Below are 21,554 nucleotides of genomic sequence, written 5' to 3'. Positions count from 1 at the left end.
CTGGGCGTAGTAACACGAGCGAGTGACGTCAAACACCTTGCACAGCCAATCAACCGGCTCATGTGCGCTCAACTGGTCAATCAGCGCGAACGCTCGTGATCTTCCGACATCAAGAGCGCGGTAGCCTAATGAGATGGTCTCCCCCACACCTTGCGAGGGCTAGGCTTTAGCAGGGTGATTTATTTTCGGAGGGCATCATCATGAGCGAGTCAGCGCTGATAGGTATTGATCTCGGTAAACATACGTTCCATCTGCACGGCCAGGATAAGTCAGGCCGGGAGGTGTTTCGCAAAAAATGTTCACGGGCGCAAATGATGCAGTTTTTCGCCCGCTCGCCGAGCTGTGTCGTGGCAATGGAGGCCTGTGCGGGGTCGCACTATGTTGCTCGTCAGTTGGCGGCAATGGGACACGCGGCCAAGCTGATTTCCCCGCAGTTCGTTAAGCCCTTCGTCAAGGGGAACAAAAACGACTTTGTCGACGCTGAGGCGATTTGCGAAGCGGCTTCTCGTCCTTCGATGCGTTTCGTTACGCCCAAGACTGAATCCCAGCAAACCCTGTCTGTACTCCATAGGATGCGCGAATCGTTGGTGCGTGATCGCACCAGAACCGCTAATCAAATGCACGGTTTTCTATTGGAGTTTGGCGTCAGCTTACCCAGAGGTTTGGCCATCATGACGCGTATGGCGGTTGTTTTGGCTGAGCATGAACTTCCCGTTCGTCTGACGGTGCTGCTGCAGCGTTTGCACAATCACTTCGTCTATCTGGATGAGCAAATCAAGGCAATGGATAAAGAGTTGGCATGCCAACTGGCCGACGATGATCTGGGAAGTCGTTTGCTGAGCATTCCATGTGTCGGCCCGATCACCGCCAGCCTGCTGGCTGTGGAGATGGGCGATGGCAAGCAGTACCGATGCAGCCGGAACTTTGCCGCATCAGTGGGCTTGGTACCCAAGCAATACAGCACCGGCGGCAAGGCCAACTTATTGGGGATCAGTAAACGCGGCGACAAGCACCTTCGACAGTTGTTGGTGCAATGTTCCAGGGTCTACATGCAGAGACTCGATCACCAGAAAGGAGCCTTGGCCGACTGGGTTCGCTCATTGCTGAGCCGACGCCACTCTAATGTCGTGGCCTGTGCCTTGGCTAACAAGCTGGCGCGTATCGCTTGGGCGATGGCCGCGCACCATACGCAATACGAAGCAGGGCCAGACGCCTTGAACGCCTGATTCTGCAGTTGTTGCTGTACCACGATTCACCTTTCAGGTTTTGCGATAGCTGAATAATGGATGACGTAAACGGCCTACCGGCCTGACGAAGAACCTGTTTTAAAAATTGGCTCAGCAAGAAGCCGTTAGCCTTTTCAGGAACGTCAGGCGCGACTCTCATCATGGCGCGGGTGAATCATCCAATAGACGCCGGATAGATTTAAGCAAGCCAACTACTTCGCCCTTGAATCAGCATTGCAAAAAAGGGGGTGACCATAGATTTTTAATATTGATTTCTCTCGCTCAAGCCGAGCAATCCGAGCTTCCAGCTCCTGAATTTTTTGCTGTTCAGGAGTCAGTGCTTTGTTCTGCGGGGTGACGCCTTTATGTTCTTTCTGAATCTGGTCAACCCAGCGGCGCAATGCCGACTCACCAATGCCGAGTGAACGGCTGGCTTCGATGTAGCTGTAGTTTTGCTTGAGCACAAGGTCGGCAGCCTCGCGCTTGAATTCAGGAGTAAAGGAGCGGCGTTGTTTGGTCATCTGACACCTTGATCTGGCGAGCATTCTCGCCTAAATGGGTGTCCGGTTTCATTAGACCACTACAGACCATCACGGGTGCCAAGAGCAGCTAAGTGGGAAGCGGGTAAAAAGTAGCGGTCTGAATGACGTGGAGGTGAAGGCCCGTCTAACGTTTAGTGTGGAACGAAAATGGGTATGAACCGGGTACGTCACAAGTCCCCAGATCAGCCCTATTCAGGGCCGATCTGTCTACAGGTGTTAGAACACCCATTCCTGAGCGGTTACGACACGGCAGAATGGCCCCGCAAGGGTCGCATTGTGATGGGCGATAATCTGCTCTGCTTTAAGGGTGGGCGTGTCACTGCATGTATGACCATCGGCTATCAACACGGCGTCGAATCCAAGATCTCTTGCAGCGCGGCAGGTGCTGTCAACGCAATATTGGGTTTTCATACCCGTGATGACCACGCCTTCAACGCCAAACGCCTGTAGCTGATCGGCCAGCTCTGTTTTGGTAAAGGCGTCAGGACGGGTTTTCTCGAAGATGACTTCCTCACCCTTTAACACCAACTCCGGCACCAGTTGCGTCAGCGGGCTTGTAGGTTCGATCGGTGAGCCGGGTGGACCAATGTGGCGCGCCAGGAAAATAGGTGCGCCCGCTATCCGGGCTTTGCTCATCAACGTGTTTACCGTTGTAACCAGTGCTTCGCCGGCCAGTGGTTTGTCCGGGCCATGCAGTAATCCAACCTGCATATCGAGAATTAACAGAGCATACATGGGGCTTTCCTTGCGTTGTGGCCAGAGACACAAGGGCAAAAGAAAAGGCCCTTACCATCACTGGCGGGCCTTTGAAGTTCGTGTGTTATGGGCTCACGACACCTCTCACGACCCGCCTTTGGCGGTCGTGGTTGTCGTAGTCAAGGCAATGCGTAGGTGATCCATGGGCCTGACAGTAGCGGTATGACCAAAACTTGGCAAGTGGATGCAAGGGCAGATGTTCGCGATCAGCGACGCATTAATAAGCGCTTGCTGGGGTTTTCAAGATTTGAGCCCCATCCCTGCTGCCCACTCCACCAGTGCGCTGTCACGCGCGAGTCCAAGTTTATTCATTGCCATGCGCTTTTGGCGGCTGATGGTCTTTTCGCTACGGCTGAGTCGCGTAGCAATTTGGCGGCCGGAATGCCCCAAGATGAATAATCTTACAACTTCAATTTCTTTGGGCGAGAGCGCCAATAACGAGCCCTTGGGCAGGTGCTTTGTGAAAGAAGACTGCTCATCAAGCGCTTTCACAAAAGTAGGGCTAATGTAACGTTTGCCTTTGCTCACAACGCGTACGGCATGGACTAACTCGGATAAATCATTGTGTTTGTCAAACAGCCCAGCAACCCCCAACCCCAGCAAGGCTTTCAACGCCGAGGGGTTGTTCAGCATGGTCATAACGATAACTTTTACCGATTCGAAATGTCGTCGAATGTAGCTGATGAGTGCCAGACCGTCTGGCTGGCTACCACGTGGCATGGAGTAATCAGTAATCAGGATCTGGCACGGGTAGCGTTGAAGTTTATCGATCAGGTCGTCTGTGCCGAACGCATGGCCAGCGATGCTGTATGAGGCGTCCAACTGCCCCGATAACGTCATCATCGCCCCTTGCACAACCACGGGATGATCATCCGCCACAATGAGGCTCAGCACTGACGCGCTCCGTATTGCCATGAGGCATTTAAGAAAACGTGATCAGCCCGAGTTGCACCGCTTTGAGGGCGGCAGTGTGACGTGACGACACACCGAATTTTCGTCTCAGGTTGTAAAAATGAAAATTCACACCGGCCTCTGTACAACCGACGATTCGAGCGATGTCCCATGAGGACTTTCCAAGCAAACTCCACTGTAAAACTTCCTTTTCCCTTGGGGTCAATTTGACGTTCTCCGTAGCCTCTTCATCGTATGAATGAAAAGCCTGACTGCGCTGCTCTGGTTGGAGCGGACGTTGACGGATCATGTTGTTTTCTCCCTCATGCCTGGATGCGGAATCGACACCACCACACTGCCGGACGCTTTTTGGCAGTAAAAAACGGGTGTTCAAGTGAGGGATTTATAACGCGCTGATTTGAGCGTTGTAACCTGTCAGAAATTACAGTTCGCCAAGGTTACTTGGCTTTGCAGGATGCTTCCTTCCGACTTCTGGGCAGGAGTTGTAGGAGATATCAATGGGATAGGGAGTTAATTTAAAAATGGTAGTAAGAATAAGTTGCATGGTTCGTGAGCAGCTTTCTTCCAAAAAAACTTGCCAGGCGCTAAAGCGCGCATTCAAAGGTTACGCCGGGGTGCCAGCCTTAGCGGGGGCCGCAAAGACCGGACGCGTCACGGATTGAGTGACGCTGTTGATCTTGCACGGTCTACCTGCAAGATAAGTGGCGCGCTATTTCGCACACCGTTTTGCCCCGATCACACAGGCGATCACCGTGACCGTTACCCCAAACATGCCCGGACTAACGGTCTCATGCAGCAACGAGGCGGCGAGCGCCAAACCGAAAAAGGGTTGCAATAACTGGAGTTGACCTACCGCCGCAATGCCTCCCTGAGCAAGCCCGCGGTACCAAAATACGAAACCGATCAGCATGCTGAACACCGAGACGTAGGCCAGGCTTAACCATGCCTGCGGGCTGATGCCGGCGAACGAAGGTGGAGCATAGAAACCACTGAGCGTGGCCATCAGCGGTAATGACAACACCAGCGCCCATGAGATGACTTGCCACCCCCCCAAGGTTCGCGAGAGTTTCGCGCCTTCTGCGTAACCCAGGCCGCACACCAACACAGCACACAGCATCAGCGCATCTCCTTGCAGCGACGCCCTCAGGCCTTGCGCTATGGCGTAGGCCACCACCAATGAACAGCCCAGCACCGAAAACAGCCAGAAGGCCGGCCGGGGCCTTTCTCCACCGCGCAGGACCCCGAATACAGCAGTGGCCAAAGGCAGCATGCCGAGGAAGATAATCGAGTGTGCCGAGGTCACATGCTGGAGCGCCAATGCCGTTAACAAGGGGAATCCGACGACCACGCCTATAGCCACTATCAGCAGGGACAAAAGTTGATTTCTTACAGGACGTCGCTCCCTGAAAAACCAGAGTGCGCACGCAGCCAACAGGCCTGCCAGGGTTGCGCGGGCAACCGTCAGGAATACGGGGTCAAACTCCATTACCGCGATCCGGGTTGCGGGCAAAGAGCCACTAAAGATCACAACGCCGATGAATCCATTGATCCATCCGCGTTTGATACGGTCGTCGTTCGGTTTGGTAGACCCGCAGATGCTGTCCATGCTGTGAAATCCTGAGCTGATGAGTGACAGGTTGAGTGCATCGCCAGGACGAAGATGCGTCCAGGAAGTTTCAATTGCGTGCGTTGCATCCTAGGGTTAATGATTCGGAACAATCAAAAAATTGTCATGGATACAAAGTGAAATGACGCGCTCCCGTTACAAATACCTGGTCGACCGCCTGGCCGCAGCTATACGTTCAGGCAGTCTTGGCCCTGGCACCCGGTTACCTACGCACCGTCAACTGGCGGCGGCCCATGGCCTGGCGTTGGCAACGGCCAGTCGCGTGTACGCAGAACTGGCGGCCATGGGGCTGGTCAGCGGAGAGACCGGGCGCGGGACTTTCGTCAGGGAAACTGCTTTGCCGCCTGGGCAGGGCATAGACCAGCCACCCCTTGAGTCGGGGATGCTGGACTTGAATTTCAATTACCCTTCATTGCCAGGCCAGACGGACCTTTTGCGACAGGCACTGCGCCAATTGGCGCTCAGCGGAGATCTGCAAACCCTTCTGCGTTATCAGCCCCATGGCGGGCGTCTGCATGAACGGGCAAGTGTGGCCAGGCACTTGGCGACCCGCGGCATCGACGCATCGGCCGAGCAGGTATTGATGGTCAATGGGGCTCAGCACGGCTTGGCCGTAGCGCTGATGGCGCTGTTGAAACCGGGGGACGTCATCGCGGCGGATGCCTTGACGTATTCCGGTTTCAAAGTGCTGGCTCAAAGTCTTCATTTAGAAGTTTTGCCCATTCCTGTCACCGCTCACGGGCCTGATCTGGACGCGTTTGAACGACTGTGCCGCGGCCGTCCTGTGCGTGCTGTTTACTGCATGCCGACCTTGCACAACCCACTGGGCTGGGTCATGGGAACCGAACAACGGGCCCACCTGGTATCCATTGCGCGGCAATACGACCTGACCATCATTGAAGATGCGGCCTACGCGTTTTTGATCGAAAAAGCGCCGTTGCCGATGGTGAGCTTGGCGCCTGAACGCACGGTCTACGTGTCAGGCTTATCCAAAAGCGTGGCGACCGGGCTGCGTGTGGGGTTTGTTGTCGCTCCGATACAGCACATTAGCGCGCTGGAGCGCGCGATCCGGGCGACGGTCTGGAACGTGCCGGGCGTAATGACCGCTATTGCAACCGCCTGGCTGGATGATGGAACCGTCAGTCTGCTGGAGTCGCAAAAAAGGGAGGATGCGCAAGCACGCCAACATCTGGCTGACGAAGTGTTGTCAGGGTTGCCGTATCTTCGCCACCCCTCGTCTTACTTGATCTGGTTACCGTTGTCCGAGGACGTGCGTGCCGACCAGGTAGCCATGATGTTGATGAGCGAACATGTCTCTGTTTCTACCGCAGAGCCATTTGCGATCACGGCCCATATTCCGCATGCAATCAGGCTGGCGCTGGGGTCAGTTGACATGATTGCGTTACGCGAAGCGTTGCTGAAAGTGAGGCGGGTGGTGGAGGCGCTTGGTTGACCATTGGCAGTGATCTCAGCGCCTCACTCCCTGCGCAGGTCAGGCAGGGAGTTTCTCCGACGGCACGCCGATCAATGCTTGTGGTTCAAATCCCCGAACGGATCATGGGGCTGATCAAGCGGCTGCCCAGGCTTAGCGCCTCTGTTACCAGCCCGCGCAGGCTGTCGGTGTTTTCCTCATTGATGCTCTGGGTCATTTTTTCACCGAGGGTAGACCCTTCTTCGGCCGCTTGTGGCAAGGCCCGCAGGATCAGCAAACCGTTGTTGGTCAAAATCACCTCAAAAAACGATACCCCTGACATGCCATCGAAGTGGATGTAACCGACGTCAGCCAGCCACTTGATGGTGGCGAGGAAAAGGCTTTCTTCTTTTTCAAGTGCTTCACGGGTGCCGGCGCGCAAGGTTTTGTAGTCGATAAAGTCTTCTGCGCTGATGCTGACAGGCAGTGGGAAGCTGCGGTACAGCTTGCCGAAGACCATGCCGGTGTAGCAATCGAACAGTTCGATATTGTTCGAGGGCAAGGCGTTGATTGAATGGACGTTTTTATCTTTCAAGTGACTGGCGAGTACGTTGAACATGCGAACCTCTGTCAGTGAAGTCGTTGATCGCTGCAAATGCATACCCATGGGTATAGCACACGACCGTGTGCGCTGTTTTTTCAACGCCTGAATCAGGGGGCAGGGTCAGTTTCTGCCGGGACGCGCAAGTGTGACTGGATGTTAGGAGGCGCCCAAACAATCTATCGCCTGGCTGGCTATTTGAAGCAGCACTGCTTAACTATTGCGCGTTAGCCATGTTGATATTTCTTTTTGGAGGATGAATGTCCAGGCCCGCATGGATGCGCTCACTAGGGATCACAGTGGCCTTGCTCGGAATACTGGCTGCGCCAGTTTATTCAGCGCAGGCGCGCACATTGAAGCTGGCCATTGGCGATGAGCCCACCGAAGGTTTTGATCCCATGCTGGGGTGGAGTCATGGCAGTTATTTGCTGCTGCACAGCCCCTTGCTCAAACAGAATGAAGACCTGTCCTGGAGCAGCTTTCTGCTCAGTGATTATCAAACGGGTGAGGACGGGAAAACCTGGACTCTGACGCTCAAGCCGGGCCTGAAATTTTCCGATGGCTCGGCGCTTGAGGCCAAAGACGTTGCCTACACGTACAACAATGCAGCGGCCAGCGGCGGCAAAGTGGACATGGGCAATTTTCTGAAGGCTGAAGCGGTGGATCCCTTGACTGTGCGGATTGCGCTCAAGGCAGCGCAAAGCACCTTCGTCAATGTGCTCGGTTCATTGGGCATCGTGTCCGCTGACCAGTACGACGCTAAAACCTATGCGCAAAAACCGATTGGTGCCGGGCCTTATCGGCTGGTCAGCTATCAGCCGGGTCAGCAATTGATCGTTGAAGCCAACCCCTATTACGCCGGGCACAAGAATGATTTCCCCCGACTGGTGTTTGTGTTTCTAGATGAAGACAGCGCCTTTGCAGCGGCACAAAGCAAACAGTTGGGGATTGTGCGGATTGCACCGGCATTGGCGGTCACGCCTGCCCATGGCATGAAGCTCTGGGTTCGTCCCAGTGTCGAGAACCGCGGCATTGTGTTGCCCACCACGGCTTCTGGCAAAAAAGACGCGCAGGGCTACCCGATCGGCAATGACGTGACCGCCGACGTGGCCATTCGCAAAGCCATCAACTACGCGATCGATCGTCAGTTGCTGGCCGATCAGGTGCTGGAAGGGCACGCAATCCCCGCTTTTACAGGCGTTGAAGGCCTGCCGTGGAATAACCCCGACGCCGCCTTCAAAGATGGCGACAGCGCGAAAGCCAAGCAGATCCTCGAAGACGCCGGATGGGTCGAAACCCCCACGGGTGTGCGCGAAAAAAACGGTCTGCCAGCCAAAGTGACCCTCTGGTATGCCAGCGGTGATGCCACGCGGCGTGATCTTGCCCAGGCCGTGCGCGCCATGCTCAAGCCGGTCGGCATTGCTGTGGATTTGCAATCCGGCAGTTGGGAAACCGTTGAACGCAACATGCACGCCAACCCGACGCTTTTTGGCTGGGGCAGCCTCGACCCGATGGAGCTTTACCACCACTACAGCAGCAAGGCCGCTGGCGTGGAGTACTACAACCCCGGCTATTACCGCAATCCGGTGGTCGATCAACACTTGCAGCAAGCATTGGACGCGCCCAACTGGCAGCAGGCGGTGCCGTTCTGGCAACAGGTGGAGTGGGACGGCAAAACCGGCGTTGGGGTCAAAGGGGATGCTGCCTGGGCGTGGTTGCTTAATGTGCAACACACGTATCTGGCCGATGAATGCATCGATTTAGGCAAAGGCGCCCCTGAAATTCACGGCTCCTGGTCATTGCTCAATAGCCTTGATGGCTGGAAATGGACCTGCCAGTGATCCGTGAGGCCGTGTGGTTTGTGGTGCGCTTACTGGGCTTGTTGCTGGTGACGGCCGCAGGCACGTTCACGTTGCTCAGTTTTTCTCCGGTTGACCCGATCCGCGCTTACATCGGTAACGATTTGTTGCACGTGCCGCCCGAACAATACCCCTTGATCGCGGCGAGATGGGGGCTAGACCTGCCGTTGTGGGAACGCTTCTGGCATTGGTTTACGCAAATGCTACACGGCGATTTCGGCTATTCGATGCTGTACAACGCACCGGTCTCACAGGTGATTGGCGAACGTTTTGCCACCTCGTTTGCGTTGCTGTTTTCGGCGTGGCTGTTCTCAGGATTCGTCGGGTTGGCAATGGGGCTCACCGCCGGCCGTTATTTACATCGCTGGCCTGATCGGCTGCTGTCCACGTTGTCTTACGTCCTGTCGTCTTTGCCCACGTTCTGGATCGGTTTGTTGCTGCTGTCACTGTTTGCCGTGACCCTCAATTGGGCACCGATTTGTTGTGCATGGCCGCCCGGCACCGACGCTGCGACCGCGACCTGGCGTGACAAATTGCATCACCTGATTTTGCCCATGCTGGCGCTGGGATTATTGGGGGTGGGTAACATTGCATTGCACACCCGCTCGCGGGTCGCTGAAGTCATGGGCAGCGAGTTCATTCGTTATGCCCGCGCTCAAGGGGACAACGGCTGGCCGCTGATCAGGTTTCATGTGCTGCGTCACGCGCTGACGCCTGCCGTGTGCCTGCAATTTGCGTCGGTGGGCGAATTGATTGGTGGATCTTTGCTGGCCGAAAAAGTTTTCGCGTATCCGGGATTGGGGCAGGCCACGATCGACGCAGGTTTACGGGGCGACATCCCGCTGCTGATGGGCATTGTGATGTTTTGCGCCGTGCTGGTGTTCACGGGAAACAGCATTGCCAACGCGCTATTACTGCGCCTCAACCGCGGGGCGGCGCGCCAGTCATGACGTTTAACCCTCAGCGCGCCCTGTTACGCCTCAGTGCCTCACTGTTACTGCTGATCCTGCTGGTCGCCTACGGTATTTCGGTGTCGGGTGTCGAGGTCTCCATGGACTTGCTGGCGCGGCGTCAGGCGCCCTCGACGCAGTTCTGGTTCGGCACCGACAGCCTCGGCCGCGACCTGTGGTTGCGCTGCTTTCAGGGCATGACCACCAGTTTGCACATCGGCCTCGTTGCTGCGTTCAGCAGTGGCGCGTTGGCCATGCTTGCCGCCAGCCTGTGTGCCGTAAACAAAACCCTGGATTTTCTGATTCGCGGGTTGATCGACAGCCTGTTGTCCTTGCCACATCTGTTGTTGCTGGTGTTGATCTGCTTCACCTTCGGCGGCGGCAAACACGGGGTGATTCTGGCGGTTGCGCTGACCCATTGGCCGCGTCTGGCCTTGATTCTTCGCGGGGAGCTGTTGCGAATCCGCGAAAGTGATTTCGTCATGCTGTCGCACCGGCTGGGCAACAGCAGTTTTTATCGCTGGCGTCACCATTTGCTACCGTTACTGCTGCCGCAATGGATCGTCGGCACCTTGCTGATGTTCCCCCATGCGGTGCTGCACTCGGCGGCCCTGAGTTTTCTGGGTTTTGGGCTGGCGCCCCATGACCCGTCGCTGGGTTTATTGCTGGCCGACGCCCTGCGTTACCTGAGCAGTGGCGCGTGGTGGCTGGCGTTTTTCCCCGGTTTGATTCTGGTGAGTCTGGTGCTGGTGTTCGACCAGTTCGCGCGGGCTTTGCAGCAGTTATGGATAAGGGTCACCTGATGCTGACATTCAACCGCCTGGCCATCGACATTGCCCACTACCGCTGGTTGGGCCACACCACCTGGCAGCCGTTGCTGAGCAACATTACCCTTGACGTGCGACCCGGTGAGCTGGTCGCGCTGGTGGGTTCAAGTGGTGAAGGTAAAAGCCTGTTGCTGCAAAGTGCACTGGGTTTGCTGCCTGACAACATGCGCTGTCGCGGGGAGATCCGGCTGGACGGGCAATGCCTGAGTGACACCGACAAAATCCATCAGCGGGGCAAAACCCTGTGTTACGTCCCGCAAGGGGTGAGTGCCCTCAATCCCTTGCTTAAAGTGGGCCCGCAGTTACAAAGAGCTGCGCGGTTGAGTGGTGTCGCCCTGGGCCTGGATGACGTAGCCCGACAGTTACAGCAGTACAACCTGCAACCTGAGCTGGTGGCCACGTATCCGCGCAGGTTGTCCGGCGGGATGGCCAAACGGGTGCTGGCCAGTGGTGCGGCGTTGACCCACGCCCGCTACCTGCTTGCTGATGAAATCACCGCCTGGCTCGATGACGAACACGCCTGCCAACTGCTGCATCACTTCAAGCGCCTTTGCCAGCAAGGACGTGGGGTTTTATGGGTGACCCATGATCTGGCACTGGCCGCCCGGTTTGCCGACACCATCGCGGTGTTGCACCACGGCCAATTGCACGAAACCGTGAGTGCGCAGGCGCTGCGCGATAACGGCGCCAGCCCCTGGTTGCAGTCGCTGTGGGCGGCGTTGCCCGAGCAGCAATTCATTCACCGGCGTGTGCCGCAACCGGAGTGCCCGCCCCATGCTTGAAGTCCAACAACTGACCATTGAGCAAAACGGCCAGCGGCTGTGGGACTCGGTATCGTTTCACGTCAGCGCCGGGGAGCGTCAGGGCATTTCGGCCCCCAGTGGCTATGGCAAAACCACCCTGGGCCGGGTGCTGGCGCAATGGCAGGGGGCGACGTCGGGTCGGATCACCGTGGACGCAAAACCGCTGGCGAAGCAGGGCTACTGCCCGATCCAGCTGGTGCCCCAACACCCGGAGCTGACGTTCAACCCCTATCGCAGCACGGGCGATAGCCTGCGCGATGCCTGGTCTCCGACGGCCGCGTGGCTGGACCGGCTGGCGATCAGCCCGGCGTGGCTGAAACGACGTCCTGACGAGTTGTCCGGTGGCGAACTGGCGCGTATTGCGTTGCTCAGGGCGCTGGACCCGCGCACGCGTTTTCTCATTGCCGATGAAGTCACCGCGCAACTGGATGCGCACATTCAGGCGCAGGTGTGGCACGTGCTGCTTGACGAGGTCCGGCGCCGTGATCTGGGGTTGATTGTGTTCAGCCACAATAAGGCGTTGCTGGAAAAAGTCTGTTCAAGCATCTGGTACCCGCAGGCGCAGGGCCCTCAGTGCGGACTGGCAACGATCCCGTACAGCTCACAATAATCGGCCCACGCCATGCCTGCCATTTGCGCCACTTCGCGGTGTACTTCCAGCCGTTGAGCTTCAAAAGCGGCCTCGCTGTCACTGGTCAATTTCAGGGTCAATTCCCACGCGAACAAGCCCAGTCGCTCCGCTTCGGCTTCGAACGCTTCGTTCAGCCGCTCCTGACGATACACCTCTGGCAGCTGCCCGACGGCGCGGGCTTCAAGGGGGTTCAGGCAATCGAGTTGCTCGCGCAGGTCGGGGCGTTCGGCAAGAAAACGGTCAAGGGCTTGCTGGTGGGTAGGGCCGGGTTCAGTCACGGGTGTCTCCTGTTAACGAAGGGGGAGGTCAGCGGCGTTCATGCTGCTTGCGATACGCGCCCGGTTGCACACCGATGGACTTGGTGAACGCCCGGGTAAACGCTGCAATGGAGTGATAGCCCACCGCTGCGCAGGCTTGTTCGACGGTGTGGTCTGTCTGTAGCAACTGGCAGGCGTGGCGCATGCGCAAGGCCAGTAAGACATGACCGGGGGATTGCCCGGCATGTTCACTGAAGCGCTTGAAAAACGCCGAACGCGACAGGCCAGTACACGCTGCCATGCTTTCCAGGGTCCACGGCTGCTCGGGATGTTCGATCAATTGTTGCAACAGGGTAGAAAATGCCGGTTGCCGCGCCAGGGCTACCAGGCCGCCGAGGTCGGGGTTGTGGCTGACTTGCTGGCGCAGCACGTACAGAAACAACAAATGACTCAGCCGCTCCAGCAAGGCCGATGAAGGGGCTGGCACACGCTCGCACTCATCCAGAATCAACTGGAAAACAGTGCGCGCCGCGCTGGAGGACGGGTCGTTGGCACGCAGGATCAACCAAGCGGGCAGGGCTTCAAGGATCAGGTCAGACAGCCCCGGCTGAAATTGAAAAAAGCCGCACACCAATCCGACGCCCTCGTCGGCGTGCGGATCGAGTGCCTGCATGGCCTGACGCGGCAACTGCGCGGCCAGCCCGGCGTCATTTGCGCTGGAAAGCCGGTAGTCCGGGTCTTGCAGCAAAAACAGCGCATCCCCGGCGTTCAATTGCACGCCGTGAGCCTGCCCCTCCACGTGTAGCCAGCAATGGCCCTGTACCACGACGTGAAAACTGGCGCGGGCCAGCCCGTGAGTGCTGCTGTGCCATCCGCCGCAATAGCGCCCGACATGGAACAGGCTGGCGTCTAGCTCAAGGCTTTCTAATAACCAATCAATCAGGGGACTGGACGAATTCATCTAATGGAAACACTCAGAAGCAAGTAATCGCTACTTTAGAATATGGAATCAAATTTTTATAACCAACAGACTGTTCCGACACCTTTTGCAGGAGTCACTTCATGTCTCGTGTCACGCTTCATACCCTCGATTCGGCTCCCGAAGCCGCGAAGCCATACCTGGAAACCGCACAGAAAAATGCCGGGTTCATTCCCAACCTGTTGGGGATTCTAGCCAATGCGCCGGCGGCACTGGAGACTTATGTCACGGTTTCGGGCATCAACGGCAAGGTTGAGCTAACCCTGCCGGAAAGGGAAGTGGTGCAATTGATCGCAGCAACGCGCCATGGGTGCGACTTCTGTGTCGCAGGTCATACCGCCGTGGCGCAGAACAAGGCCAAACTGCCCGACGAAGTCGTCACCGCCCTGCGCGGGCAAACTGAGCTGCCTGAAGAGCGCCTCGAAGCGCTGGCCGCGTTTACCCGCGAAGTCATTGCCAAGCGCGGGGACGTCAGCGACGCCACGTACAGCGAATTCAAGGCCGCCGGTTTCACCGAAGGGCAGGCGCTGGAAGTGATTCTGGGCGTAAGCCTGGCAACCTTGTGCAATTTTGCTAACGTGTTCGCCCGCACGCCGTTGAACCCTGAACTGGCGCGTTATAGCTGGACCCGTCCTGAGTAATCCGGCGGTCCCGATTTAAAGGAGAAATCGACATGCTAGACCCTGTACTGAGTCATTGGCTGGATGCCGAAGCCGAGGCGCTGGACCTCGGCCACAGTGACCCGCAACACGTCCTGTCGCAACTGGCATCGGCCAATGTGCTACGGGTCGGCATCAGCCCACAGCTGGGTGGCACCGGCGGCAATCTGGCCGATGCACTGGAAGTAATGGCCAGCGTTGCCAGCCATTCCCTGGCTTCGGCTTTTGTGTTTTGGGGCCAGCGCGCTTTTATCGAATACCTGTTGCACAGTCCCAACACCGGGCTGCGCGAACGCTTGCTGCCTGACTTGCTGAGTGGCCAATTGGCGGGCGCCACCGGGCTGTCCAACGCCATGAAATTTTTGTCCGGGATTGAATCGTTGCAAGTGCGCGCCCGTGCCCACGCCAATGGTTGGGCGCTGGACGGTCGGTTGCACTGGGTCACTAATTTGCGCAAAAGCGGGTTCGTGGTCGCGGCGGCCATTGAGCGTGAAGAGGGCGGCGCGCCTTTTGTGCTGGCAATCCCTGACGGCTTGCCGGGCCTGCAGCGTTCCGATGACCTTGAATTGATGGGGTTGCAGTCAAGTAACACGGCCGCACTCGACTTCCAGGCGGTGCAGGTCGCCCAAGAATGGTTGTTGCACGACAACGCCAAAGTCTTTCTGCCTGCCGTGCGCCCGGCGTTTTTAGGCCTGCAATGCGGGCTGTCGATCGGCCTGGCACGACGCTCGTTGCAGGAGGCCGAAGCGCACTTGCAAGGTCCGCGCTCCGGTTTGCTCGAACTGTTGAATGAACAAAAGGCGCACCTGGAAGCTCAGGTGGACGCCTTGAAAACCGGCCTGCTGGAGGGTCGGTTCCTGACGAACCCGGCGGCCCTGTTTAACATCCGCATTGCCTTGGCAGAAGCCACGGCCAGCGCGGTGCAGTTCGAACTGCAAGCCAGTGGCGGCAAAGCCTACCTGTGTGCCCATGGCAGCGCGTTCGCCCGACGCTGGCGCGAGTCGGCCTTTGTGCCGATCGTGACCCCGAGCCTGGTGCAACTGCGGGCCGAGTTGCTGCGTCAGGCCAAGGTCAGCGCGTGATGAGCACGGTCTTGCTGGACGCGCGTGACATCACCCTGGGCTATGCCCGGGGCCAGGGATGGCAATCGGTACTGGAGGGGTTCGACCTGCAACTGGCACCCGGAGAAATCGTGTCAGTGCTGGGCCCAAGCGGGGTGGGCAAATCCAGCCTGCTGCGGGTTCTGGCAGGGTTGCAAACCCCGCACTCAGGCACGGTGAGCTTGTTGGGCGAAGCGGTCACCGCACCGCACCCCCGGGTCGCGGTGGCGTTTCAGGACCCGAGCCTGTTGCCCTGGTTGAACCTTGAGCATAACGTCGCCTTCGGGCTGGATTTCGCCCGCCAGCCCAAAGTGGCCGCCGCAGCGCGCAAGGCGCGGGTCGATCAGGCCATTACGGAAGTGGGCTTGCAACACGCAAGGGGGCAGTACCCGGCGCAGTTGTCCGGCGGCATGGCGCAGCGGGTGGCGCTGGCCCGCTGCCTGGCGCGTCAGCCCCAAGTGCTGTTGCTCGACGAACCGTTTGGTGCGCTGGACGAAGTCACCCGCGCCGACATGCAGCAGTTGTTGCTCAGCGTGATTGCGCGGCACAACACGGCGGCGCTGTTGATTACTCACGATATTGACGAAGCCCTGCTGCTCAGCGACCGGATTCTGCTACTGGGCCACAGCCCGGCGCGGACTGTCGGTGAGTGGCGCATCGACCTTGCGCAACCGCGTGAAGACCGGGTCGAGGAGCTGGGCGCTTTGCGCATCGACATTCTCAAAACCCTTCGGCGGGCGAGCCGCACCCCTGACCTTGAACCTTTACGCGACTCGCTGGAGCTAGCACATGTGCCTGGACGACTTCACACACACTCGGCGTGACATTTTAAAACTCAGCGCCATGCTCACCGCGGCGGGCGCCTTGCCGATGCTCAGCAGCCTGCAGGCCCGTGCGGCGGCCGAGCCGGATGCGCCGGTGCGCATCGGTTACCTGCCGATCACCGACGCCACGCCGTTGCTGGTGGCGCACAACAATGGCCTGTTCGAGGCCGAGGGCATCAAGGCTGAGCGCCCTGTGTTGCTGCGCAGCTGGGCGCAGGTGATCGAAGCCTTTATCTCCGGGCAGGTCAACGTGATTCACTTGCTCTCGCCGATGACGGTGTGGGCGCGTTACGGCAGCAAAGTGCCTGCCAAAGTCGTGGCCTGGAATCACGTGGGCGGCTCCGGGCTGACCGTAGCCCCCGACATCCAAGAGGTCCGGCAACTGGGCGGCCAATCCATCGCGATTCCGTTCTGGTACTCGATCCACAACGTGGTGGTGCAACAGCTGTTTCGCGACAACGGCTTGCAACCGGTCACACGCCCGGTAGGCAGCACGCTGGCCGCCAATGAAGTGAACCTGGTGGTCATGCCGCCTTCCGACATGCCGCCCGCCTTGGCGACCAAGCGCATCGCCGGGTACATCGTGGCCGAGCCGTTCAATGCCTTGGCCGAAGACTTGAACGTCGGCCGCGTACAGCGCTTCACCGGCGATCTGTGGCGCAATCACGCGTGCTGCGTGGTGTTCATGCACGAGCATGACCTGAACAACCGGCCTGAATGGTCGCAAAAAGTGGTCAACGCCATCGTCAAGGCGCAGCTCTGGACCCGCGATAACCGACAGGCCGCCGCCCAGTTGCTGGCCAAGGACGGAGAAAACCGGTACACGCCGCACAGCAGTGCCGTGCTGCAAAAAGTCCTGGCGCCTGCCGCCAGCGATCGCGCGCGCTATGAAGCGGCGGGGGCGATTCAGCATGGCGACTGGGATGAACAGCGCATTGATTTTCAGCCTTATCCCTTTGCCAGCTATACCGAAGAGCTGGTCACGCGGCTCAAGCACACGCTGATTCAGGGCGACAATCAGTTTTTGGCGGGCCTGGACCCCGCGCATGTGGCGACCGATCTGGTCGATGACCGCTTCGTCAAAAACAGCATCGCCGCCGTGGGCGGGCTCAAGGCATTCGGTTTGCCAGACAGCTTTGAACGCACCGAGGAGTTTGGCTTTTGACTGGGCCAGCACCTTCCACCGCGCGGCAATGGCTACTGGGTGGCGCAGGGCTGTTGAGCCTGTTGCTGGCCTGGTGGCTGGGTGTCGAGTGGCTGGGCAGTGAACAGGGGCTGGCGGCCCGCTTTTCGCCGCAAGCCACGTTTGTCAGTCTGTACGAATTACTGGGCAGCGCTCAGTTGTACGAGAACGTTGGGGTGAGCCTAAAGCGCATCGTGGTCAGCCTGGTGATGGCGTTATTGATCGGCGTGCCATTAGGGCTGCTGATAGGCGGCTCGCGTAATCTGGAGGCCGCCACCACGCCCGCCTTTCAATTCCTGCGCATGATTTCGCCGCTGTCCTGGATGCCGGTGGTGGTGATGCTGATGGGCGTGGGCGATCAGCCCATCTACTTCTTGCTGACCTTTGCCGCCGTGTGGCCGATTTTGCTCAATACCATTGCGGGGGTACGCCAACTGGACCCGCGCTGGCTGCAACTGAGCCGCAGCTTGAGTGCTACGCGTTGGGAAACCTTGCGCCGGGTGATCCTGCCCGGTGTGTTGGGGCATGTGCTGACCGGGGTCCGGCTTTCCATCGGGATTTTGTGGATCGTGCTGGTGCCTTGCGAAATGCTCGGCGTGAGTGCGGGGCTGGGCTATTTCATTCTCGACACCCGCGACCGGCTGGCCTATTCAGAACTGATGGCCATGGTGCTGTTGATCGGTGTGCTGGGGTTTGCGCTGGATGCACTGGCCCGTGGCCTGCATCGACGCTGGGTACACGCGGCCTGATACTCAGCGCTCGCTGAGCTGGCCATTACCGGATGTTTCAGTGTGCGGGTGAGGCGGGTGCGGGGTATGGCGGCCGGTCAGGACGAACAACACGTCGATTCCGACCAGCGTGATGGCCGCCAGGTAGTTGGCGCGGGGCAGGGTCATGTCACGCTCATACAGGCTTTGCGCGTGCCGACCGACTCCACCGGCCTGCGCCAGTTGCTGTTGCGTCAGGCCCAGGCGCATGCGTTCCTGCTGCAGTCGTTTTCCGTAGGTATTCATATCGACGCCTGTTTCAGGCTGGGGGATGGAAAAAGAGTACTGGAAGCGCCGCAAGAGGAAAAGCCTGGAATGTGGCATGTCGCCAGCGTGCGGGGTGAGTCTCATAATCGGGCAGGATCAGCGGGGAGCCTGCCCGGTTATCGACTTAAATGCCTGGTTTTTGCTCGGCTTCCGGCAAGAACCAGTTCAGCAGCAGCGCACAGATACCGCCGGTCGCCACGCCCGATTCCAGTACGTTGCGTAACGCCGCCGGCATGTGGGCGAGGAACTCAGGCACTTGCGACACGCCCAGGCCCAGCGCCAGCGACACGGCAATGATCAGCAGCGCACGACGGTCCAGGGTGATGCTGGCCAGAATGTTAATGCCCGATGCGGCCACCGCGCCAAACATCACCATGGCTGCACCGCCCAGTACCGGCTCGGGCACAGCCTGAATCGCCCCGGCCACGCTCGGGAACAGGCCGAGCAGGATCAGCATGGCGGCAATCCAGACGCCGATGTGGCGGCTGGCAATGCCGGTCAGCTGAATCACGCCATTGTTCTGGGCAAAGATCGAGCTGGGGAAGGTGTTGAAAATACCGGCCAGCAGCGAGTTGGCCCCGTTGACCAGTACGCCGCCCTTGATACGTTGCATCCACACCGGGCCTTCGACGGGCTGGCGTGACACCTTACTGGTGGCCGTCACATCGCCAATCGCTTCCAGCGAAGTGACGAGGTAAATCACTAGCATCGGAATGAACAGTGCCCACGAGAACCCAAGGCCAAAGTGCAGTGGCACCGGCACTTGAAACAGCTCGGCCTGGTGCATGCCGGTAAAATCCAGACGCCCCAGATAGCCTGCCAGCGCATAGCCCACCGCCAGTGCGATGACGATGGCGCAGCTGCGCATCCACACCAGCGGGATGCGGTTGAGGATCACGATGATCGCCAGCACCACGCCTGACAGCATCAGGTTTTCGCCATTGGCGAACGTGCCATTGCCCATGGCGGTGAAGCCGCCGCCCATGCTGATCAGGCCGACCTTGATCAGCGTCAGGCCGATCATTAACACCACGATGCCGGTCACCAGCGGGGTAATCATGCGCTTGACGAAAGGCAGCACCCGCGAGATGCCCATTTCAACGAACGAACCGGCAATCACCACGCCAAAGATCGCCGCCATCACGCTTTCGACGGGCGTGCCTTGCTTGACCATCAACGCGCCGCCCGCGATCAACGGGCCGACGAAGTTAAAACTGGTCCCTTGCACAATCAGCAAGCCAGCACCGAATGGGCCGAAGCGTTTGCACTGCACAAATGTGGCGATCCCCGAAATCACCAACGACATCGAGACAATCAGGTTGGTGTCGCGACTGGACACGCCCAACGCCTGACAGATCAGCAGGCCGGGGGTGACGATCGGAACAATGATGGCGAGCAAGTGTTGCAGGGCCGCCAGAAAGCCGATCCACGGCTTGGGGCGGTCCTCAAGACCAAAGACCAGATCGCTGTTCTGGGACTCGGCTTCAAGCGGCGTTTTGGGAGAGGTCATGGCGAGCGCCCTTGGAAAAAAGAGCGCGATTCTACTGGTGTTAGGCCAGCACGCCCAGCGTTTGCGTACCCAAGCGTGCCATTGAACCGGTCGCAGGCTTTAATCAGTCGAATGTTTAGGCCCGCCGACGGTCCCAGATAGAGCCGCCCCGGCTGTCAGCCCCCCAGAAACAAGGACCCGTGCCCATGCTCGAACCCACCTGGACCGCCGTCAAACATCACCGCCGCCTTCATCAGATCATCGCCACCCTGGTGCGTTTTGGCGCGCAGGACGTGGTGGTGCGCCTGGGGCTGGGGCGTTTGCTCGCCCAGGTCAGCGCAGAACCGGGTGAGGCTCTGCCAGCCAGCAGCGCGCAGCGCGTGCGCATGGCGTTAGAAGCCCTGGGCCCGACCTTTATCAAGTGCGGGCAGATTCTGGCCAGCCGCAGCGACATCCTGCCGCCGCACTGGGTCGAAGAACTGCAGGCGCTGCACAGTCAGGCCTCGACCGTGCCGTGGGAGGCGCTGCACGTGCAGGTGCTTGAAGACCTGGGCTGCCCGCTGGAAGAGGTTTTCGCGGTGTTTGACACCCAGCCGCTGGCCGCGGCTTCCATGGCGCAGGTGTACCGCGCACGTTTGCACACGGGCGAGGAGGTGGTGGTCAAGGTTCAGCGTCCCGGGCTGAGGGGCAAAATGACGGCGGACTTGCAACTGCTGGAAAGCGTCGCCCAGTTGATTGAGCAAAACGAGGCGCTGGCGGTGGATCAGCCCCGCCAGATGGTGCGCCAACTGGCGCGGGCGATGCTGCAAGAGCTGGATTTCACCCAGGAGGGCCAGCATTGCGACAGCGTGGCGCAGCATTTTGAACACGACCCCGCCATCGTGATCCCGCGTATACATTGGGCCTACAGCAGCCAGCGGCTGCTGGTGCAGGAATTTCTCCCCAGCTTCACGCCGTTGGAGCGCGAGGCGTTGATTGCCCAAGGCCTGGACCCAAGCCTGTTGGCGCAACGCGGCGCCAAAGCCTTCATCAAGATGTTGCTGGAGGACGGCCTGTTCCATGGCGACCCGCACCCCGGCAATCTGCGGGCCATGAGTGAAAACCGCGTCGGATTTATCGACTTCGGCATGGTCGGGCGCCTGGATGAGCGGCGGCGTCTGGAGGTCATGACATTTATGCGTGCGTTGACCGAAGGCAGTACTGAAACCCTGATCTCGGTCTTGATCGACTGGCAGGGCGAACGGGTGCAGGACGTGACCCAGATCGAACGTGCGGCGCGTCAATACATGGCACAGCACACCCGCCAGCCGTTGAACATGAGTGCGCTGATTCGTGATTTTTTGACGGTGATGCGTGAATACCGCTTGCTGTTGCCCCCGGACCTGCTGGTGCTGTTCAAGGCGCTGATAACAGCCGATGGCGTGTTGACCCGGCTGGACCCGGAGCTGGATTTGGTCGCAACCGCCCAACCTGCGGTGCAGAAGATGCTCCGCGAGCAGTTGAGCTGGAACGTTGCCCAGCGCCTCGCAATGGACGGGCTGCAGTTGGGGCGCGGTGTGTTGGAAGATTTGCCGAAATTGACCCGGTTGATGGTGCATCGCCTCAAGCACGGCGTGCTGGATCTGAAAGTCGACCTGCCGGGGATCGAAAAGCTGGAGCGCTCACTGCGCCTGGCTTCAACGCGCTTGTCGCTGGCGCTGTTGATCAGTGCGTTGTTGATCGCCTTTGGCCCCCAGATCGCGGCGGCGGGACCCGTATGGCAAGGGCTCTCGGCCATCGGCTGGCTGGCGGGGATTGCCACGCTGGGCGGGTTGCTGGCGTTCTTGTGGAGCCTGTTCAAAGGTTCCTGACGAAAAACGAAGCGGCGCCGGTCAGGCCGGACGC

Annotated in this window: 22 protein-coding genes and 2 pseudogenes; 13 read left to right on the top strand and 11 right to left on the bottom strand. The window is 59.0% G+C overall.

Annotated elements, in window-relative coordinates:
* Nucleotides 1–126, bottom strand: a pseudogene (locus TU74_RS24245) (IS3 family transposase); the annotation flags it as partial.
* 74 nt (nucleotides 127–200) lie between these two features.
* Between TU74_RS24245 and TU74_RS18470 the strand changes: the two are divergent.
* Nucleotides 201–1,226, top strand: a complete 1,026-nt coding sequence (locus TU74_RS18470; RefSeq protein WP_048377294.1) for an IS110 family RNA-guided transposase — start codon at nucleotides 201–203, stop codon at nucleotides 1,224–1,226.
* Between the two features lie 260 nt (nucleotides 1,227–1,486).
* Here the strand turns inward: TU74_RS18470 and TU74_RS18465 are convergent.
* The 5 genes and pseudogenes from TU74_RS18465 to TU74_RS18445 all read right to left on the bottom strand — a co-directional run.
* Nucleotides 1,487–1,747, bottom strand: a pseudogene (locus TU74_RS18465) (transposase); the annotation flags it as partial.
* Nucleotides 1,748–1,984: 237 nt separating this feature from the next.
* Complete coding sequence (locus TU74_RS18460) at nucleotides 1,985–2,503, bottom strand: cysteine hydrolase family protein (RefSeq protein WP_048377292.1); 519 nt, start codon at nucleotides 2,501–2,503, stop codon at nucleotides 1,985–1,987.
* A 261-nt stretch (nucleotides 2,504–2,764) separates the two neighbouring features.
* Nucleotides 2,765–3,418, bottom strand: coding sequence for a response regulator (locus TU74_RS18455; protein ID WP_053070039.1), 654 nt, complete (start codon nucleotides 3,416–3,418; stop codon nucleotides 2,765–2,767).
* A gap of 28 nt (nucleotides 3,419–3,446) precedes the next feature.
* Entirely contained in the window at nucleotides 3,447–3,725 is a 279-nt protein-coding gene (locus TU74_RS18450) for a response regulator transcription factor (protein WP_047275128.1), read from the bottom strand.
* Between the two features lie 420 nt (nucleotides 3,726–4,145).
* Nucleotides 4,146–5,042, bottom strand: a complete 897-nt coding sequence (locus TU74_RS18445) for a DMT family transporter (RefSeq protein WP_048377290.1) — start codon at nucleotides 5,040–5,042, stop codon at nucleotides 4,146–4,148.
* 142 nt (nucleotides 5,043–5,184) lie between these two features.
* Here TU74_RS18445 and TU74_RS18440 point away from each other — a divergent pair, with 142 nt between their 5' ends.
* Nucleotides 5,185–6,516 (top strand): aminotransferase-like domain-containing protein, encoded by a 1,332-nt coding sequence (locus TU74_RS18440; RefSeq protein ID WP_048377289.1) that lies wholly within the window; start codon nucleotides 5,185–5,187, stop codon nucleotides 6,514–6,516.
* Between the two features lie 85 nt (nucleotides 6,517–6,601).
* On the opposite strand, the gene TU74_RS18435 is transcribed toward TU74_RS18440, so the two are convergent.
* Complete coding sequence (locus tag TU74_RS18435) at nucleotides 6,602–7,093, bottom strand: hypothetical protein (RefSeq protein ID WP_047275122.1); 492 nt, start codon at nucleotides 7,091–7,093, stop codon at nucleotides 6,602–6,604.
* 242 nt (nucleotides 7,094–7,335) lie between these two features.
* On the opposite strand from TU74_RS18435, the gene TU74_RS18430 reads away from it, so the two are divergent.
* Genes TU74_RS18430 through TU74_RS18410 form a run of 5 tightly spaced genes read left to right on the top strand, consistent with a single transcriptional unit; the run spans nucleotide 7,336 to nucleotide 12,124 of the window.
* Entirely contained in the window at nucleotides 7,336–8,916 is a 1,581-nt protein-coding gene (locus TU74_RS18430; RefSeq protein WP_047293837.1) for an ABC transporter substrate-binding protein, read from the top strand.
* Nucleotides 8,901–9,884 (top strand): ABC transporter permease, encoded by a 984-nt coding sequence (locus tag TU74_RS18425; RefSeq protein ID WP_048377288.1) that lies wholly within the window; start codon nucleotides 8,901–8,903, stop codon nucleotides 9,882–9,884. The genes TU74_RS18430 and TU74_RS18425 overlap by 16 nt, the downstream gene beginning before the upstream one ends.
* Nucleotides 9,881–10,687 (top strand): ABC transporter permease, encoded by an 807-nt coding sequence (locus TU74_RS18420; protein WP_048377287.1) that lies wholly within the window; start codon nucleotides 9,881–9,883, stop codon nucleotides 10,685–10,687. The genes TU74_RS18425 and TU74_RS18420 overlap by 4 nt, the downstream gene beginning before the upstream one ends.
* The gene (locus TU74_RS18415; protein ID WP_048377286.1) at nucleotides 10,687–11,493 is read left to right on the top strand and encodes an ATP-binding cassette domain-containing protein; all 807 of its coding nucleotides are present in this window, start codon (nucleotides 10,687–10,689) and stop codon (nucleotides 11,491–11,493) included. The genes TU74_RS18420 and TU74_RS18415 overlap by 1 nt, the downstream gene beginning before the upstream one ends.
* Nucleotides 11,486–12,124 (top strand): ATP-binding cassette domain-containing protein, encoded by a 639-nt coding sequence (locus TU74_RS18410; RefSeq protein ID WP_047293832.1) that lies wholly within the window; start codon nucleotides 11,486–11,488, stop codon nucleotides 12,122–12,124. Before TU74_RS18415 ends, TU74_RS18410 begins: the two co-directional genes overlap by 8 nt.
* Here TU74_RS18410 and TU74_RS18405 read toward each other — a convergent pair.
* Both TU74_RS18405 and TU74_RS18400 read right to left on the bottom strand, forming a co-directional pair.
* Nucleotides 12,085–12,423, bottom strand: a complete 339-nt coding sequence (locus TU74_RS18405; RefSeq protein ID WP_048377285.1) for a DUF6388 family protein — start codon at nucleotides 12,421–12,423, stop codon at nucleotides 12,085–12,087. The genes TU74_RS18410 and TU74_RS18405 overlap by 40 nt on opposite strands.
* A 28-nt stretch (nucleotides 12,424–12,451) precedes the next feature.
* A complete protein-coding gene (locus TU74_RS18400) occupies nucleotides 12,452–13,363 on the bottom strand; it encodes an AraC family transcriptional regulator (RefSeq protein ID WP_048377284.1) in 912 nt (303 codons plus the stop codon).
* A gap of 101 nt (nucleotides 13,364–13,464) precedes the next feature.
* On the opposite strand from TU74_RS18400, the gene TU74_RS18395 reads away from it, so the two are divergent.
* Genes TU74_RS18395 through TU74_RS18375 form a run of 5 tightly spaced genes read left to right on the top strand, consistent with a single transcriptional unit; the run spans nucleotide 13,465 to nucleotide 17,896 of the window.
* Entirely contained in the window at nucleotides 13,465–14,022 is a 558-nt protein-coding gene (locus TU74_RS18395) for a carboxymuconolactone decarboxylase family protein (RefSeq protein WP_048377283.1), read from the top strand.
* A gap of 32 nt (nucleotides 14,023–14,054) precedes the next feature.
* Nucleotides 14,055–15,122, top strand: a complete 1,068-nt coding sequence (locus TU74_RS18390) for an acyl-CoA dehydrogenase family protein (RefSeq protein ID WP_047282540.1) — start codon at nucleotides 14,055–14,057, stop codon at nucleotides 15,120–15,122.
* Nucleotides 15,122–15,964 carry an ABC transporter ATP-binding protein gene (locus TU74_RS18385; RefSeq protein ID WP_047282539.1) on the top strand — a complete coding sequence of 281 codons (843 nt, stop codon included), beginning with the start codon at nucleotides 15,122–15,124 and terminating at the stop codon, nucleotides 15,962–15,964. The genes TU74_RS18390 and TU74_RS18385 overlap by 1 nt, the downstream gene beginning before the upstream one ends.
* Complete coding sequence (locus tag TU74_RS18380) at nucleotides 15,930–17,129, top strand: ABC transporter substrate-binding protein (RefSeq protein WP_047282538.1); 1,200 nt, start codon at nucleotides 15,930–15,932, stop codon at nucleotides 17,127–17,129. The genes TU74_RS18385 and TU74_RS18380 overlap by 35 nt, the downstream gene beginning before the upstream one ends.
* Nucleotides 17,126–17,896, top strand: a complete 771-nt coding sequence (locus TU74_RS18375) for an ABC transporter permease (protein WP_047275097.1) — start codon at nucleotides 17,126–17,128, stop codon at nucleotides 17,894–17,896. The genes TU74_RS18380 and TU74_RS18375 overlap by 4 nt, the downstream gene beginning before the upstream one ends.
* A 3-nt stretch (nucleotides 17,897–17,899) precedes the next feature.
* On the opposite strand, the gene TU74_RS18370 is transcribed toward TU74_RS18375, so the two are convergent.
* Together TU74_RS18370 and TU74_RS18365 are read right to left on the bottom strand one after the other, a co-directional pair.
* Nucleotides 17,900–18,160, bottom strand: coding sequence for a helix-turn-helix domain-containing protein (locus tag TU74_RS18370; protein WP_047293819.1), 261 nt, complete (start codon nucleotides 18,158–18,160; stop codon nucleotides 17,900–17,902).
* A gap of 145 nt (nucleotides 18,161–18,305) precedes the next feature.
* The gene (locus TU74_RS18365; protein ID WP_047275093.1) at nucleotides 18,306–19,691 is read right to left on the bottom strand and encodes a nucleobase:cation symporter-2 family protein; all 1,386 of its coding nucleotides are present in this window, start codon (nucleotides 19,689–19,691) and stop codon (nucleotides 18,306–18,308) included.
* Between the two features lie 185 nt (nucleotides 19,692–19,876).
* Here TU74_RS18365 and TU74_RS18360 point away from each other — a divergent pair, with 185 nt between their 5' ends.
* On the top strand, nucleotides 19,877–21,520 hold the full coding sequence (locus TU74_RS18360) for an ABC1 kinase family protein (RefSeq protein WP_048377282.1): 1,644 nt from the start codon (nucleotides 19,877–19,879) through the stop codon (nucleotides 21,518–21,520).
* The last annotated feature ends 34 nt before the right edge of the window (nucleotides 21,521–21,554 follow it).

This window comes from Pseudomonas lundensis, from assembly GCF_001042985.1.
Lineage (GTDB): Bacteria > Pseudomonadota > Gammaproteobacteria > Pseudomonadales > Pseudomonadaceae > Aquipseudomonas > Aquipseudomonas lundensis.
This window is presented reverse-complemented; position numbering and strand designations above follow the sequence as displayed.

Excerpts from the sequence above, each read along its gene's own strand:
- TU74_RS18470 (WP_048377294.1), top strand. The coding sequence starts at position 201 with ATGAGCGAGTCAGCGCTGATAGGTATTGATCTCGGTAAACATACGTTC.
- TU74_RS18460 (WP_048377292.1), bottom strand. The coding sequence starts at position 2,503 with ATGTATGCTCTGTTAATTCTCGATATGCAGGTTGGATTACTGCATGGC.
- TU74_RS18450 (WP_047275128.1), bottom strand. The coding sequence starts at position 3,725 with ATGATCCGTCAACGTCCGCTCCAACCAGAGCAGCGCAGTCAGGCTTTT.
- TU74_RS18445 (WP_048377290.1), bottom strand. The coding sequence starts at position 5,042 with ATGGACAGCATCTGCGGGTCTACCAAACCGAACGACGACCGTATCAAA.
- TU74_RS18440 (WP_048377289.1), top strand. The coding sequence starts at position 5,185 with ATGACGCGCTCCCGTTACAAATACCTGGTCGACCGCCTGGCCGCAGCT.
- TU74_RS18435 (WP_047275122.1), bottom strand. The coding sequence starts at position 7,093 with ATGTTCAACGTACTCGCCAGTCACTTGAAAGATAAAAACGTCCATTCA.
- TU74_RS18430 (WP_047293837.1), top strand. The coding sequence starts at position 7,336 with ATGTCCAGGCCCGCATGGATGCGCTCACTAGGGATCACAGTGGCCTTG.
- TU74_RS18425 (WP_048377288.1), top strand. The coding sequence starts at position 8,901 with ATGGACCTGCCAGTGATCCGTGAGGCCGTGTGGTTTGTGGTGCGCTTA.
- TU74_RS18420 (WP_048377287.1), top strand. The coding sequence starts at position 9,881 with ATGACGTTTAACCCTCAGCGCGCCCTGTTACGCCTCAGTGCCTCACTG.
- TU74_RS18415 (WP_048377286.1), top strand. The coding sequence starts at position 10,687 with ATGCTGACATTCAACCGCCTGGCCATCGACATTGCCCACTACCGCTGG.
- TU74_RS18410 (WP_047293832.1), top strand. The coding sequence starts at position 11,486 with ATGCTTGAAGTCCAACAACTGACCATTGAGCAAAACGGCCAGCGGCTG.
- TU74_RS18400 (WP_048377284.1), bottom strand. The coding sequence starts at position 13,363 with ATGAATTCGTCCAGTCCCCTGATTGATTGGTTATTAGAAAGCCTTGAG.
- TU74_RS18395 (WP_048377283.1), top strand. The coding sequence starts at position 13,465 with ATGTCTCGTGTCACGCTTCATACCCTCGATTCGGCTCCCGAAGCCGCG.
- TU74_RS18390 (WP_047282540.1), top strand. The coding sequence starts at position 14,055 with ATGCTAGACCCTGTACTGAGTCATTGGCTGGATGCCGAAGCCGAGGCG.
- TU74_RS18385 (WP_047282539.1), top strand. The coding sequence starts at position 15,122 with ATGAGCACGGTCTTGCTGGACGCGCGTGACATCACCCTGGGCTATGCC.
- TU74_RS18380 (WP_047282538.1), top strand. The coding sequence starts at position 15,930 with ATGTGCCTGGACGACTTCACACACACTCGGCGTGACATTTTAAAACTC.
- TU74_RS18370 (WP_047293819.1), bottom strand. The coding sequence starts at position 18,160 with ATGAATACCTACGGAAAACGACTGCAGCAGGAACGCATGCGCCTGGGC.
- TU74_RS18365 (WP_047275093.1), bottom strand. The coding sequence starts at position 19,691 with ATGACCTCTCCCAAAACGCCGCTTGAAGCCGAGTCCCAGAACAGCGAT.
- TU74_RS18360 (WP_048377282.1), top strand. The coding sequence starts at position 19,877 with ATGCTCGAACCCACCTGGACCGCCGTCAAACATCACCGCCGCCTTCAT.